At 39.0% G+C, this 14,141-nt stretch carries 15 protein-coding genes and 1 tRNA gene; 13 read left to right on the forward strand and 3 right to left on the reverse strand.

All coding sequences use genetic code 11. From position 1 onward, the window contains the following. Nucleotides 1–22 precede the first annotated feature (22 nt). Nucleotides 23–1,654 (reverse strand): L-aspartate oxidase, encoded by a 1,632-nt coding sequence (gene nadB / locus AC1M9C_RS06565; protein ID WP_481597361.1) that lies wholly within the window; start codon nucleotides 1,652–1,654, stop codon nucleotides 23–25. A gap of 234 nt (nucleotides 1,655–1,888) precedes the next feature. Here nadB and AC1M9C_RS06570 point away from each other — a divergent pair, with 234 nt between their 5' ends. The 11 genes from AC1M9C_RS06570 to AC1M9C_RS06620 all read left to right on the forward strand — a co-directional run bounded on the left by AC1M9C_RS06570 (nucleotide 1,889) and on the right by AC1M9C_RS06620 (nucleotide 11,142). Further along, on the forward strand, nucleotides 1,889–3,274 hold the full coding sequence (locus AC1M9C_RS06570; RefSeq protein WP_481953409.1) for a Do family serine endopeptidase: 1,386 nt from the start codon (nucleotides 1,889–1,891) through the stop codon (nucleotides 3,272–3,274). A gap of 112 nt (nucleotides 3,275–3,386) precedes the next feature. Then, nucleotides 3,387–3,848, forward strand: coding sequence for an acyl-CoA thioesterase (locus tag AC1M9C_RS06575; RefSeq protein ID WP_481953410.1), 462 nt, complete (start codon nucleotides 3,387–3,389; stop codon nucleotides 3,846–3,848). Nucleotides 3,849–4,011: 163 nt separating this feature from the next. Continuing rightward, entirely contained in the window at nucleotides 4,012–5,829 is a 1,818-nt protein-coding gene (gene lepA, locus AC1M9C_RS06580; protein WP_035267184.1) for a translation elongation factor 4, read from the forward strand. Nucleotides 5,830–5,845: 16 nt separating this feature from the next. Continuing rightward, the gene (gene lepB / locus AC1M9C_RS06585; RefSeq protein WP_481591419.1) at nucleotides 5,846–6,700 is read left to right on the forward strand and encodes a signal peptidase I; all 855 of its coding nucleotides are present in this window, start codon (nucleotides 5,846–5,848) and stop codon (nucleotides 6,698–6,700) included. A 25-nt stretch (nucleotides 6,701–6,725) separates the two neighbouring features. Then, a complete protein-coding gene (locus AC1M9C_RS06590; RefSeq protein ID WP_035267180.1) occupies nucleotides 6,726–7,100 on the forward strand; it encodes a DUF4845 domain-containing protein in 375 nt (124 codons plus the stop codon). Beyond that, nucleotides 7,072–7,773: a ribonuclease III gene (rnc, locus tag AC1M9C_RS06595; RefSeq protein ID WP_035267179.1), complete on the forward strand. Its 702-nt coding sequence runs from the start codon at nucleotides 7,072–7,074 to the stop codon at nucleotides 7,771–7,773. The genes AC1M9C_RS06590 and rnc overlap by 29 nt, the downstream gene beginning before the upstream one ends. Next, complete coding sequence (gene era / locus AC1M9C_RS06600; RefSeq protein ID WP_035267178.1) at nucleotides 7,770–8,798, forward strand: GTPase Era; 1,029 nt, start codon at nucleotides 7,770–7,772, stop codon at nucleotides 8,796–8,798. Before rnc ends, era begins: the two co-directional genes overlap by 4 nt. Nucleotides 8,799–8,821: 23 nt before the next feature. Further along, nucleotides 8,822–9,013, forward strand: a complete 192-nt coding sequence (locus AC1M9C_RS06605) for an NF038104 family lipoprotein (RefSeq protein WP_180028433.1) — start codon at nucleotides 8,822–8,824, stop codon at nucleotides 9,011–9,013. 12 nt (nucleotides 9,014–9,025) lie between these two features. Then, complete coding sequence (gene recO, locus AC1M9C_RS06610) at nucleotides 9,026–9,739, forward strand: DNA repair protein RecO (protein ID WP_092767057.1); 714 nt, start codon at nucleotides 9,026–9,028, stop codon at nucleotides 9,737–9,739. A 9-nt stretch (nucleotides 9,740–9,748) separates the two neighbouring features. Next, the gene (gene pdxJ / locus AC1M9C_RS06615; protein WP_035267175.1) at nucleotides 9,749–10,474 is read left to right on the forward strand and encodes a pyridoxine 5'-phosphate synthase; all 726 of its coding nucleotides are present in this window, start codon (nucleotides 9,749–9,751) and stop codon (nucleotides 10,472–10,474) included. Nucleotides 10,475–10,488: 14 nt separating this feature from the next. Beyond that, nucleotides 10,489–11,142 carry a MiaE family protein gene (locus tag AC1M9C_RS06620; protein ID WP_180028430.1) on the forward strand — a complete coding sequence of 218 codons (654 nt, stop codon included), beginning with the start codon at nucleotides 10,489–10,491 and terminating at the stop codon, nucleotides 11,140–11,142. An 87-nt stretch (nucleotides 11,143–11,229) separates the two neighbouring features. On the opposite strand, the gene AC1M9C_RS06625 is transcribed toward AC1M9C_RS06620, so the two are convergent. Continuing rightward, nucleotides 11,230–11,305 (reverse strand) — tRNA-Asn (locus AC1M9C_RS06625). Nucleotides 11,306–11,544: 239 nt separating this feature from the next. On the opposite strand from AC1M9C_RS06625, the gene AC1M9C_RS06630 reads away from it, so the two are divergent. After that, nucleotides 11,545–11,988, forward strand: a complete 444-nt coding sequence (locus tag AC1M9C_RS06630) for a hypothetical protein (RefSeq protein ID WP_481953411.1) — start codon at nucleotides 11,545–11,547, stop codon at nucleotides 11,986–11,988. Between the two features lie 505 nt (nucleotides 11,989–12,493). Here the strand turns inward: AC1M9C_RS06630 and AC1M9C_RS06635 are convergent. Next, nucleotides 12,494–13,720: a pyridoxal phosphate-dependent aminotransferase gene (locus AC1M9C_RS06635; RefSeq protein WP_481953412.1), complete on the reverse strand. Its 1,227-nt coding sequence runs from the start codon at nucleotides 13,718–13,720 to the stop codon at nucleotides 12,494–12,496. A gap of 215 nt (nucleotides 13,721–13,935) precedes the next feature. Here AC1M9C_RS06635 and AC1M9C_RS06640 point away from each other — a divergent pair, with 215 nt between their 5' ends. Further along, entirely contained in the window at nucleotides 13,936–14,118 is a 183-nt protein-coding gene (locus AC1M9C_RS06640) for a hypothetical protein (protein WP_179997905.1), read from the forward strand. The last annotated feature ends 23 nt before the right edge of the window (nucleotides 14,119–14,141 follow it).

A 14,141-nucleotide genomic window follows, 5' to 3' on the forward strand; every position in this document is an offset into this window, starting at 1 on the left:
AACTCGCTTTTTTATGTTGAACTTAAACCTCAACTAAAGGTGTTTCCACTTCAAAGTTTGGCGGGGTGAGTACGGTTTTCCGTAATTCTTGCGAAGGCTCAGGATAGTCCAAAGTGTAATGTAATCCGCGTGATTCTTTTCTTTGCATCGCACAACGAATAATCATCTCAGAAACGAGTACAAGGTTACGAAGCTCAATTAGATTTTTACTGACATGATAATCTTGATAATATTCGGTGATTTCATGTTTGAGCATTTCAACACGATGTAATGCACGCTCTAATCGTTTGGTCGTTCGTACAATACCTACATAATTCCACATGGTCTGACGTAACTCATCCCAGTTTTGTAAAATGACAACGTCTTCATCAGGATTCATGACTTGAGAAGCATCCCATTCAGGAACTTCATAGTGATCTATAATATTTTGATGTTGATCTTGAATATGCTTTGCTGCACTCATGCCATAAACAAAACATTCTAAAAGTGAGTTACTTGCCATACGGTTGGCGCCGTGTAAACCCGTATAAGACGTCTCACCAATCGCATATAGACCTTGAATGTCCGTTTGACTATGTTCATCGACTACGACACCACCACAGGTGTAGTGCGCTGCTGGCACAACTGGGATCATATCTTTGGTGATATCAATACCCAGCTCGAGTAGGCGAGCATACAACGTAGGGAAGTGCTCTTTAATAAACTCAGGAGATTTGTGGGTAATATCTAGCCATACATGTCGTATACCCAATCTTTTAATTTCGTAGTCGATAGCTCGAGCTACAATATCACGTGGTGCTAACTCTGCACGTTCATCGAAACGAAGCATGAAGCGTTCGCCATCAGGTAAACGAAGATAAGCGCCTTCACCACGCATTGCCTCAGTAATTAAGAAGGAACGTGCTTGAGGATGATATAAACAGGTTGGGTGGAATTGATTAAATTCCATATTAGCGACGCGGCATCCAGCACGATATGCCATTGCAATACCATCGCCTGTAGCGATATCAGGGTTAGAGGTATATAAATATGCTTTCATGGCACCGCCACATGCCAGTGCAGTAAATGGTGCTAAGAAAGTATGCACTTGCTCGGTTTGCTCATCTAAAGCATATAAGCCTAAAGCACGATTTTCCTGATTCAAATGCCCCAGCTTATGCGCTGTAATGAGGTCAATCGCAATGTAATTTTCAAAGATGTGAATATTGTTTTTTTCTTGTGCCCGTTCAACTAAAGTGGTTGAAATTGCTTTCCCTGTTGCATCGGCAGAATGAATAATGCGGCGCTGAGAATGACCACCTTCACGTGTGAGATGCAAGTTATCTTCATCATCTAGTGTGAATTTAACACCTTGTTTCAGTAAAAAATCAACAGAGGGTTTTCCCCCTTCAACGGTGTGTTGAACAGCTTGTTTTTCACAGAGATAAGCACCTGCAATGAGCGTGTCATCAATATGCTGTTGAATAGAATCAGCCTCATCAAGAACAGCTGCAACACCGCCTTGTGCATAATACGTACTGGCATCTTTCAAATGAGATTTTGCTAACACTGCGATATTAAAATGATCAGGTAATGAGAGTGCTAGACTTAAACCCGCACCACCACTGCCCACAATAATCACATCAAATTGATGCGCACTTGTATTTTTCGGCATTTCCATTCGCAAACTGAATTTTAAAAAGTGCGTTAATATGGCTCTTTTTCAAAGCAAAATTCAAGAGTTTGATTGATCAAATTTTTTTTTATGCACTTGAACTATTAGTTTTTAATCATATTTTAAGTAAAGTATTGTTTTCTATTAATATAGAAACATTTATTTACGCACAGAGAATTTTGATTGTGCTAAAAATTATTTTATCCAAGAATCATAAATGAGAGTTCACTTAACATGAAAAATCGCGTTATAGCATCAGGACTTTTTGTTGCAGTCTTTACTGCGGCAGTGCAAACTCAAGCGGCGGCTACCGTTGACTTTTCAAATCTTGTAGAGCGAGTAAGTCCGGGTGTCGTCAGCGTGAATGTCGTTAAGAAAATGACACAAGAAGAAATTCTTCAACAACAAGTACCTGAACTACTGAAACGATTCTTCGGCAATCAAATTATTATTCCGCAGCGCCAAGCTCCTCAAGAGAAAACGGGTTTTGGGAGTGCATTTTTTATTAGCCGTGATGGTTACCTGATTACCAACCATCATGTTGTAGAAAATGCTTCACAAATCACCATCATGTTAAATGATCGTCGCGAGATTGATGCCAAAGTTATTGGTAGTGATGAACGTACTGATGTGGCATTACTTAAAGTTGAAGGTACGAACTACCCAGCACTTTCAACGGGGAATATCGACCAATTAAGAGTTGGAGAACCTGTTCTAGCCATTGGCTCACCGTTTGGTTTTGAATACTCGGCATCTGCGGGGATTGTCAGTGCCAAATCACGAAATATGTTGGGTGAAACATCAGTTCCGTTTATTCAAACCGATGTCGCATTAAACCCTGGTAACTCTGGGGGACCATTATTTAATCAACAAGGTCAAGTGATTGGTGTGAACTCTCGTATTTTCAGTGGTACTGGCGGATATATGGGATTGTCTTTCTCCATTCCAATCGATGTGGCGATGGATGTAGCGGATCAATTAAAGAAAAATGGTAAAGTCAGTCGCTCATATCTTGGTGTTCATTTACAAGAGATTGATCGTAACCTTGCAGAAGCTTATAAGCTACCGAAACCTGAAGGTGCTTTAATTACAGAAATTGCGCCAAATTCCCCAGCAGAGCGCGCTGGCTTAAAGCAAAATGATATTATTTTGAAGTACAACGGAACTGCAATTTCAAGAACGAGTGAGCTATTAAATTACTTAAATAGAACACAGCCAAATCAAAAAATTCAGTTAGAAATATTGCGTGATGAACGTGTACGTACGATTACAGCAACACTTGGATCAGCACCAGATGAAACACCAGCACAAGCGCAAAATGTAAGTGAAGCCAAAAAACGCGGACCTACACTAGGTGTTGCGATTCGCGAACTTGCACCTGTTGAAAAAACACGTCTTGGTGTTAAAGGTGGTGTCTACATTCAAGAGGTTGTTCGCGGAGGTTTGGCGGCACAATCTCGTATTATGGCTGGTGATGTGATCACCTCGATTAATGGTAAGAATGTAAGTACAACACAAGATTTTGTGGAAGCGGTGGCTAATCTTAAAACGAATACAGTTGCACGAGTGGGTATCATCCGTGAAGGGCGAAATGCCATGATCGGATTGAGAATCAAGTAAACATGAATTGAATAAAAGGCCTTGCGATAGCAAGGTCTTTTTTATTTAACCCTAAAATTATATTAAAATCTTTTCGAATGTTGATGATGAATACGCAATACAAGGGAATACAGTGAGTACAATCTTTGACCTTAAAATAAAAGCAACAGCACAAGACATTGATATTTTAGGTCATGTGAATAATGTGGTGTATGTAAAATGGATGCAAGATGTTGCAACAGCACATATTGAACAACTGGGTTTAGGGGTTGAGCAATATCTAGAACTCAAACATGCCATGGTTGCAGTTGAGCATCACATGAATTACAGAAAGGCGTGTTTTGAAAATGATGAAATTATTTTAAGAACTTGGCTTAATGATTTGAATGCGATGTATTCATTCCGTCAGTACGCTTTTTTTAGACCTTCAGACCAATCATTATTATTTATGGGAAATACCAAATGGGCCTGTGTAGAGATTGCGACAGGCAGACCTAAACGATTATCTCCAACATTTACTCAAGCTTATCAGCCTATTTCTGAGGTATTAAATCCTTTGGATTTCACTCAAGATTATTCTTTATCCGCTGTCTAAAGAATTGCTTGAGTCGGACGAATTAAATATTTCACCACATGGTGTTCATTATTATGAATACTTTGAAAAATCCATCTGCTATAATCGTCCGCAATTTGTTAAACAGCTTTTGCTATGTAGTTTTTATTTCATGCATAGCGCAATTTATTGTTCAAGGTAACCCATGGCGCAAGCTAAAAAATCCGTAAATATCAAAAATATACGTAACTTTTCGATCATTGCTCACATTGATCACGGGAAGTCAACTTTAGCTGACCGTTTTATTCAGACCTGTGGTGGTTTGCAAGATCGCGAAATGCAAGCGCAAGTTCTAGACTCAATGGAGCTTGAGCGTGAGCGCGGGATTACCATTAAAGCTGCATCTGTGACGCTTTATTATACACACCCAAATGGCGAAGAATATCAACTGAACTTTATTGATACACCTGGGCACGTTGACTTCTCATATGAAGTTTCGCGCTCGCTTGCTGCTTGTGAAGGTGCACTTTTAGTTGTAGACGCAGCTCAGGGTGTTGAAGCTCAGTCAGTTGCAAACTGTTATACAGCTATTGAGCAAGGTCTTGAGGTTCTTCCAGTACTCAATAAAATTGATTTACCTCAAGCTGAACCAGAGCGTGTTATTCAAGAAATTGAAGACATTATCGGAATTGAAGCAACTGAAGCACCTACGTGTTCAGCTAAAACTGGATTAGGAATCGAAGGTGTTTTAGAAACACTTGTGAATACCATTCCTGCTCCGACGGGTGACCGTGAAGCGCCGCTTCAAGCTTTAATTATTGACTCATGGTTTGACAACTATCTAGGTGTTGTATCCTTAGTTCGTATTAAGCAAGGTCGTGTGCGTAAAGGCGATAAAATGTTGATGAAATCAACAGGTCAAACGCACATCATTACCTCTGTCGGTATTTTCAATCCTAAACATACAGAAACTGATATTTTAGAAGCAGGTGAAGTCGGCTTTGTGATTGCTGGTATCAAAGATATTTTTGGTGCGCCAGTTGGTGATACGATTACACTTGCTACAACGCCGGAAGTAGAAACTTTACCTGGGTTCAAAAAAGTTAAACCACAGGTATATGCTGGTTTATTCCCAATTGATTCGAGTGAATTTGAACCTTTCCGTGAAGCATTACAAAAACTGCAAATTAACGATTCAGCATTATTCTTTGAACCTGAAAGTTCAGATGCATTAGGATTTGGTTTCCGTTGCGGTTTCTTGGGTATGCTGCACATGGAGATTGTTCAAGAGCGTTTAGAGCGTGAATATGATCTAGACCTGATTTCATCGGCACCGACTGTAATTTACGAAGCTGTCATGAAGAGTGGTGAGACAGTTTATATCGACAGTCCATCAAAAATGCCAGATGGATCTACTGTAGAAGACCTTCGTGAGCCGATCGCAGAATGTAATATCCTTGTGCCACAAGAATATCTTGGTAATGTAATGACGTTGTGTGTTGAACGACGTGGTGTTCAAAAAGATATGAAGTTTATGGCAAACCAAGTAGCCATTACATTTGAGATACCAATGGCTGAAGTCGTGATGGATTTCTTTGATAAATTGAAATCATGTTCACGTGGTTTTGCATCATTAGATTATAACTTCATCCGTTTTGAGTCTTCTTCTCTTGTAAAAGTAGATGTCTTGATCAATGGTGAAAAAGTTGATGCATTGGCAATGATTTGTCACCGTCAAGATGCGCGTCATCGTGGTATTGCACTTGTAGAAAAAATGAAAGATTTGATTCCTCGTCAAATGTTTGATGTGGCGATTCAAGCTGCGATTGGTGCTCAAATTATCGCGCGTTCAACAGTAAAAGCAATGCGTAAGAACGTATTGGCAAAATGTTATGGTGGTGACGTTTCACGTAAGAAGAAACTTCTCGCTAAACAGAAAGAAGGTAAGAAACGTATGAAACAGGTGGGTAGTGTAGAGATCCCACAAGAAGCTTTCTTAGCTGTTTTAAAAGTAGAGCGATAACAACAAGGAATATCCCATGGATTTTGATTTTAACCTCATTCTCGTACCTGCAACCCTAATCTTTTTTGGATTATGGTTGCTGGATAAATTGGTGCTCAAACAAAGAGCAACCAAAGGAAAAGGGAATGAAAATTTCATTATTACATGGGCATATGATTTTTGGCCTGTACTTGCAGTTGTGTTAGTGCTGCGTTCATTCTTCTTTGAACCTTATAATATTCCTTCTGAATCCATGGTTCCGGCATTGGAAACGGGTGATTATATCTTGGTGAACAAATATCAATATGGTGTTCGTTTACCGATTAGCAACACCAAAGTATTGAATGTCAATGAGCCTGAACGTGGTGATGTGGCGGTATTTAGATATCCACCAAACCCATCAATTAGCTATATTAAGCGTATTATTGGTTTACCTGGTGATCATATCGTTTTTGAGAATAATCAATTAACCATCAATGGTGAAAAAGTTGTAACGGAATCGACTGAATTTAATCGTGAAAAAGATGTTTCAGACACGCCAAATTCAATTTATCATTATGAAACTTTAGGTGATCATAAGTATTTGGTTCGTAATTTGGAAGGTCAAAACCCGATTATTGCGCATTTTAATTATGCACAAACCAAACAAGATCTTCCTTATGTTGCCACTGCGAATGATCGCTTTGTAAGAACAAATGGTCAAAGCTGGGAAGTAACTGTTCCGAAAGGATATTACTTTGCCATGGGTGACAACCGTGATCAGAGTGCTGATAGTCGAATCTGGGGATTCGTACCTGAGGCAAATTTAACAGGACAAGCAATTTATGTATGGATGCATAAAGAAGCTGGTTTGAAATTGCCATCATTCAGTCGTAATGGTCAAATTCAGTAATCTTCAAATATATGGATAATAAAAAATGCGTAACACTCAACGTGGTGCATCGTATACAGCGATTTTATTAGGGGTAATTGTTGCGGCATTTGGACTTAAAGTGCTCGTAGCATTGTGGCAGCCTTATTGGGATGACCGACTAATCAATCAATTGATTGAAGAGCAAGTTGCAATCAGCTCAAAGGCGACAACACCACAACAGTTTGCTTCAACAATGGGGCAGAAATTTAGCATGAACAATATCCGTGACATTGAGTTTAAAGATATTGCGACTGTCAAATCTAAACAAGGTTTACAAGTGACAAAGAAATATGAAGTAAGAAAGCCATTCTTATTTAATATTGATTTAGTCCTCACATTCGAGAAAAGTTTTGATCAAAGGTCAGTTCAAAGTAAGTGATTCTCGCTTACTGAGTCGCATCGGTTATCAGTTTAAGAAAATTGAATTACTTCAACTTGCATTGACACACCGATCGGTTAGCCATAAACATAACTATGAACGCCTAGAGTTTCTAGGCGATTCATTGTTAGGTATGATTATTGCCAATTACCTTTATCATGCTTATCCACATGAAAACGAAGGTCGTCTGACGCGTATGCGAGCTACTTTGGTTCGACAAGAAGCGTTAGGCAAAATTGCAACAGATTTGAAACTTAGTCAGAGTTTAATACTCAGTACTGGTGAATTAAAATCTGGTGGTCATCATAGAGAGTCGATACTCGCTGACACAGTCGAAGCGATTATTGGTGCAATTTATACTGATAGCCAAGATTTAAAGTTGTTAGAATCAATTGTGTTGAAATGGTATGAACCTTATTTAGATCATATTGAACCAACAGATCAATTGAAAGATCCTAAGTCCCGTTTACAAGAGTATCTTCAAGCTCGTAAAAAACCTCTCCCAGTGTATGAGGTTGTTGATATTCAGGGTGATGCACCAAACCAACATTTTAAAGTGGAGTGTATGGTTGAAGGCTTGCCAAAATGTATGGGTGAGGGTTCAAGTCGTCGTTTTGCTGAGCAAGCAGTAGCGGCGGAAATTTTAAAATTTTTGGAGCAAAAGTCTTCATGACTACTCATTCCGATCACATCGATGCTGATCACGAGTCGCAAGACAGCGGCAATGATTTAATCAATCAATTTTTTAGTTCTCAAGGTACTACAATTCCCTCAGACTACAAAAGTGGCTTTGTAGCAATTGTAGGTCGTCCGAATGTAGGTAAATCTACATTAATGAACCATATTTTGGGTCAGAAGCTTTCGATTACGTCTCGTAAGCCTCAAACAACTCGACACAAGATTGTGGGTATTGATACGCGTGAGAAATCTCAGGCAGTATTTGTTGACACCCCTGGAATGCATAAGAAAGAAGTCCGTGCTATCAATAAAATGATGAATCGTGCAGCTCATTCAGCCTTGCGTGATGTAAATCTTGTACTATTTGTTGTAGACGCTGACAAATGGACTCAAAATGATGAGTTAGTCCTTGAGAAGCTCAAAAATGCCGAAATGCCTGTCATCTTGGTCATTAATAAATTGGACACATTTGAGAATAAAAATCAGGCATTACCACTAATTCAAGAACGTACTAAATTAATGAATTTTGCTGAGATCGTTCCGGTATCGGCATTGCGTGGCGCTAACCTTGATCATCTTCGAGATACGATCGAAAAATACTTACCGTTTCAACCACCATTGTATGCACTAGATCAACTCACAGATCGTTCTGAACGCTTCTTAGCTTCTGAAATTATTCGTGAAAAAATCATGCGTCAACTGGGTGAAGAGCTTCCATATGATTTAACGGTTCAAATTGAATCGTTTAAAACAGAAGAAGCGACTTTAAATGAGAAAACTGGTCGTATGAAGCCTGCTTGTACCTATATTGATGCTACGATTTTTGTTGATCGCCCTGGGCAAAAAGCCATTGTCATCGGTGAAAAAGGATCAAAGTTGAAAAAAATTGGTATGGATGCACGTGCTGATATGGAAAAAATGTTCGAAGAAAAGATCATGCTCACCCTTTGGGTTAAAGTCAAAGGCGGTTGGTCTGATGATGAGCGTGCATTAAAAAGCCTAGGGTATAGTGATATCTAAGGATTAAACGGTTATAGGAGCTGATGATGAAGATGGTTGCGATAATTGTATGTGCTTTGGTTTTACAAGGTTGCATTCATAAAGTTGTCACAGTTCCTGTAAAAGTTGCGTATAAAACCACCAAAGGAGTCGTCAAAGGTACTGCAGCAGTAGTTGGGGCTGTTATTCCCGATGGTGATGACGATGATGAAAAAGAACTAAAGAAAGATAAATAATAAGATTAGTCGATGCGAAATGAACTTTTGCATGGATACTTAATCCATCATCGAAAGTATCGAGAGCGGAGTCATATTGTCCATTTATTCACTGAAGAGTATGGACGAGTTGACGGCATACTAAGACAACCTCCACCACCGCAATATCAGCCTATCGCACTCCAAGCGACAGGTAAGTCTGAATTAAAAAATTTCACAAAATTAGAAATTGTTAATCATCCTATTTTTTTTCATGGAGATGCATTCTTTTCAGGATTTTATTTAAATGAAATCTTATTGAGATTATGTCCATTAGAAGAGGCAATGCCAGATACTTTTGCACAGTACCACAAGACATTAGAAAGTTTACAAAAATTAGCTCAACATTCAAATCCTAACGAATTCTTGAAGCAAATTCTTCGTCAATTTGAATACGTACTTCTAGAAGAGCTTGGTTATGCGATTGATTACTCGATAGATGCACACCAAAATGAAATTTTAACTTCACAAAAATATCAATTTCAATTAAACGAAGGCTTCATACCAGTTCAGTATTCAAGTGCCGCTACACTGACAGGTGAGCAAATTCGCAGCATGATAAATTATGAAAATGGTACAGATTTCAACGCTGAACAGTTACAATTGTTGAATAAATTATATCGTCAAATGATTACTTCATTATTGGGTGATCGCCCACTAAAAAGTCGTCAATTGTGGATTCAAAACGCTCAATCAAAATCAAATTAGGAAAATGTTATGGCTGCATTGCTTGGTGTGAACATTGATCATGTTGCAACTCTAAGACAGGCTCGAGGCACACGCTACCCGGATCCAGTACAGGCAGCACTAATTTGTGAAGAGGCAGGGGCTGAAGGCATTACATTACATTTACGTGAGGATCGTCGTCATATTCATGATGATGATGTCCGTCGCATGCGCCCTGTACTTAAAACACGCATGAACCTTGAAATGGCAGTGACAGATGAGATGGTGGCATTTGCTAAAGAAATAAAGCCGCATCACGTGTGTTTTGTGCCTGAAAAGCGTCAAGAAGTCACGACCGAAGGTGGCTTAGATGTTGTTGGTAATTTTGAGGCTGTTAAGTCTGCTACACAGGAATTAGCAGCGATTGGATGTGATGTATCGTTATTTATCGATGCTGATATTGAACAAATTGATGCTGCAATTGCCTGTGGTGCGCCAACTATTGAGATTCATACAGGTGCTTATGCAGATGCTGAAACAGAAGAAGCACAGCAGGTAGAGTTACAACGTATTATCCGTGGAACAGAATACGCTGCTGCTAAAGGTTTGGTCGTAAATGCTGGGCATGGACTTAATCTTGACAATGTTGCTCCTATTGCAGCAATTCCTCAAATACACGAATTGAATATTGGACATTCTCTGATTGCCGATGCTGTTTTCAAAGGACTTACGCAAGCAGTTCAAGATATGAAAGCAGCAATCAAAGCTGCACGATAAGATTGATGAGTACTATGTCAAATATTGATTATGATGAATTAATGAAGCCTGTCATAAGCTTCCTTGGTTGCGAAACTCCACAAGCTTGGTTAGATGAGGCTGTAAATAATCTTGATATTTTGATGCAAGATCATGCGAACTGTGAAAAGAAAGCAGCCAGTACAGCCATGAATCTCATGTTTAGATACAGCTTTTTTGTAGATTTACAAGTTAAGCTCGCTCAATTAGTGCGTGAGGAAATGCTGCATTATGAGCAGGTTTTAGAGTTTATGAACAAGCGCGGGCAGCAATGGGTCGGTTTAAGTGCTGGGCGTTATGCGGGTGGCTTACGCAAAGAAATTCGGACGTATGAACCAGAAGCGCTAATTGACGTTTTAATTATTGGTGCGTTTGTGGAAGCACGCTCATGTGAACGTTTTTATGCATTAGCGCCTAGAGTCGATGAGGAATTAGGGCGCTATTATCGCTACTTACTAAAATCTGAATCACGCCATTATGAGGATTATTTGGCTCTAGCTCTGGATGTGGCTAAAACTGCGAAATTGAAAGATCCTGAGGAGGATATTCAAAGTCGTATAGAGCACATTCGTGAAGTTGAAAAGCAACTCATCTTAACACCTGATGAAACCTTCCGTTTTCACAGTGGAGTTCCAGCAAAAGCAGCTTAAAATATGGTTGAGAAAATCCTCCCAAGTGGGGGATTTTTTTGACATAAAAAAAAGCCCAAGTCTTAAATGCTTGGGCTTTTTAGTATTTGGCTCTCCAACCTGGGCTCGAACCAGGGACCTGCGGATTAACAGTCCGTCGCTCTACCGACTGAGCTATTGGAGAATCTGAATGCGATTATAAGGGGATTTAAGATTGGGTCAAGTGTAAATTGCCATACAATAGTCACTTTTGAGCCGCATGTTGTTTATTTGCTCAAATAAAATGTTTTTTTTTAATTTACTTGCCAATTTAGAATGAGCTTGTTAGATTTATTTAACAACAGAGCGCTTGAAACAGAGTTTTAAGCAGTGTGGATTTATACCAACTTGCCAGCACTAAATGGCTAAAATAGGAGAAAGCGAATGAATACGCTTACCATTTCTCAGATCTTTTCTAATCTTGAATTCTATAAACAAAATTACCTGTCTATCTTAAATTCGCCTAGTTCTTATTTCACTGAAGTCGAGGGCGCGATAGTTGATGTATTTCCTTTTAAAAAACATCATCTGGTTTTGGGAGAGTTATTGCAGTTGTGGTTTTCTGAAAAATGGTCTATTGATCACGATCAATCATTCACGCTTGAACAATATTTGGCAGCAAATGACTTAAAAGCTAACTTAAATAAAGTCTATATCTACTCCATAAAAGGGAATGCTATTCTTGGCACGAATAAATCGCTTGCTTGGTTAAATGAGTCGAATGCGGTGAGCGAGATTTTATTAAAGTCACCACTTAAATATTATGTTGAATGCCTAAGTTGTTCTCGTCCTTCAAAGCATTTGTTTAATAAACAGCTTGCGGTTTAGGCAAATTTTCACAAGTTAAATCTGAAATTGTTGAATGAATTGATTTTTTTTAAATATAGTCCAAGTTAGCCTGTGTCATTTTATCTTCTTTAGTAGGGTGAATTGGTGTTTCTAGAACTTATTTTTCATTAATTAAATCCCATATTATGGTTACTTAGATCAGTTCCAACTTCTATATGATGGTGCAAAGCATATCTATAAATGGGATTTTTCAGTGATAAATATGATGTTTCAGATTGGGCTATCGATACTATGAATAGTGTATAAAGCTTAATTTATCAGCGGGCTACTTAGACAACTGCTGGATCATGTTTGAGTTGCTTTTTAAAAAAATCTCTGACTTTTATCCAATCCTAAAAGCACACTTTTTTCGCTTCAGTGAGCGAGCAAATTAACCAAAAGGTTTTATGTTGCGTATTGGGTTATGTAGGTGCATGAAGGGGTTTAGATTTAATAAAAAAAACCCGCGAAAATCGCGGGTTTTTGATCTGATTAATTTATCAGATTATTTTTCAGCTGCGATAGAAGCAATTGCTGCATCTACGCCTTCGATTGAGTCAGCTGCTTTTTTTATACGTGCAAGCGCATCAACCAATACTTCATCTGCTGTTGCATATGAAATACGCATATAGCCGCCTAAACCGAATGCATCACCAGGAACAACCGCAACACCAGTTTCTTCCAATAACCATGCAGAGAATTCTGTGCAAGATTTTAAACCTTTTGCACGGATCAATGGACGAATGTTTGCATAAGCATAGAATGCACCGTCAGCAGGTAAGCATGTAATGCCTTTGATATCATTCAAGCCATTAACAACTAAATCATGACGGCGTTTGAAAGCTTCAATCATTGGTTTAAGTACATCTTGAGGACCATTCAATGCAGCTTCTGCCGCAACTTGCGAAATTGAAGTTGGGTTAGAAGTAGATTGTGATTGAATTTTCTTCATTGCGCCGATTAATTTAGCAGGACCTGCTGCATAGCCGATACGCCAACCTGTCATTGCATATGCTTTAGATACACCGTTGAGAACGATTACGCGATCGTAAAGATCTGGTGCAACTGTAGCAATGTTATAAAACTCGTCGTCCCAACGAATTGGTTCGTACATATCATCAGAAGCAACATATACTTCAGGATATTTACGAAGAACTTCAGCTAATGCTTCTAATTCTTCTTTGGTATAAATCATACCTGTTGGGTTAGAAGGGCTGTTTAAAACAACTAGGCGAGTTTTATCAGTAATTGCAGCTTCTAATTGAGCTGGTGTGATTTTGAAACGTTGTTCTTCACCACATTTAACAATAACTGGCACACCTTCTGCGATGATCACCATATCTGGATAGCTTACCCAGAATGGAGCAGGGATGATTACTTCATCGCCTTTATTTAACAATGCAAGCGCAAGGTTAAAGAATGATTGCTTACCGCCACAAGAAACGAGAATCTGGTTAGCAGCATAATCAAGGTTATTATCACGTTTTAATTTAGCGATAATTGCTTTTTTAAGACCTGGCGTACCGTCAACTGCGGTGTATTTAGTGAAACCGTTTTTAATCGCTGCAATTGCTGCATCTTTGATGTGTTGTGGTGTATCGAAATCCGGTTCACCTGCACCTAAACCAATAACGTTTTTACCAGCAGCTTTAAGTTCTGCAGCTTTATTGGTCACAGCAAGCGTTGGGGACGGTTTGATGGCATTGACACGATCAGAGAGACGTACGTCCACGGCAGTATTCCTTCTTATAGGGATTAAAAAATAAAAAGCACACTATCTTAGCTTAAATTGAATGTTTTAGTCGTCCAATATCTAGGCAAATTAGCAAAAAATCACGAAATTCACCGAATTTTAATGCAATGATACATATCCACATTAAACAACGTGGGTCGCATAAAAAAACAAATTTCCGTACAATAGCGTTAGATTGAAATGAGTAGTCTCAAATGAGTTCGGAAAATTCTCCCAAAAAGAAGCCTGTAGTGAATCTTCCATTTCCTATCAAGCAAGTGAATGACGCAAAGCAAGCTGATGAAGAAATCGAAGATCTACGTCCAAAGCCTCAGCGCTATGCTGATCGCACATGGATGCCGCCACGTGGTACACGTCGCTCAATGGGTAAAAGATAAAAAATAGGTGCTTTAAGCACCTA

It is taken from the genome of Acinetobacter sp. 24-47-39, assembly GCF_056783825.1.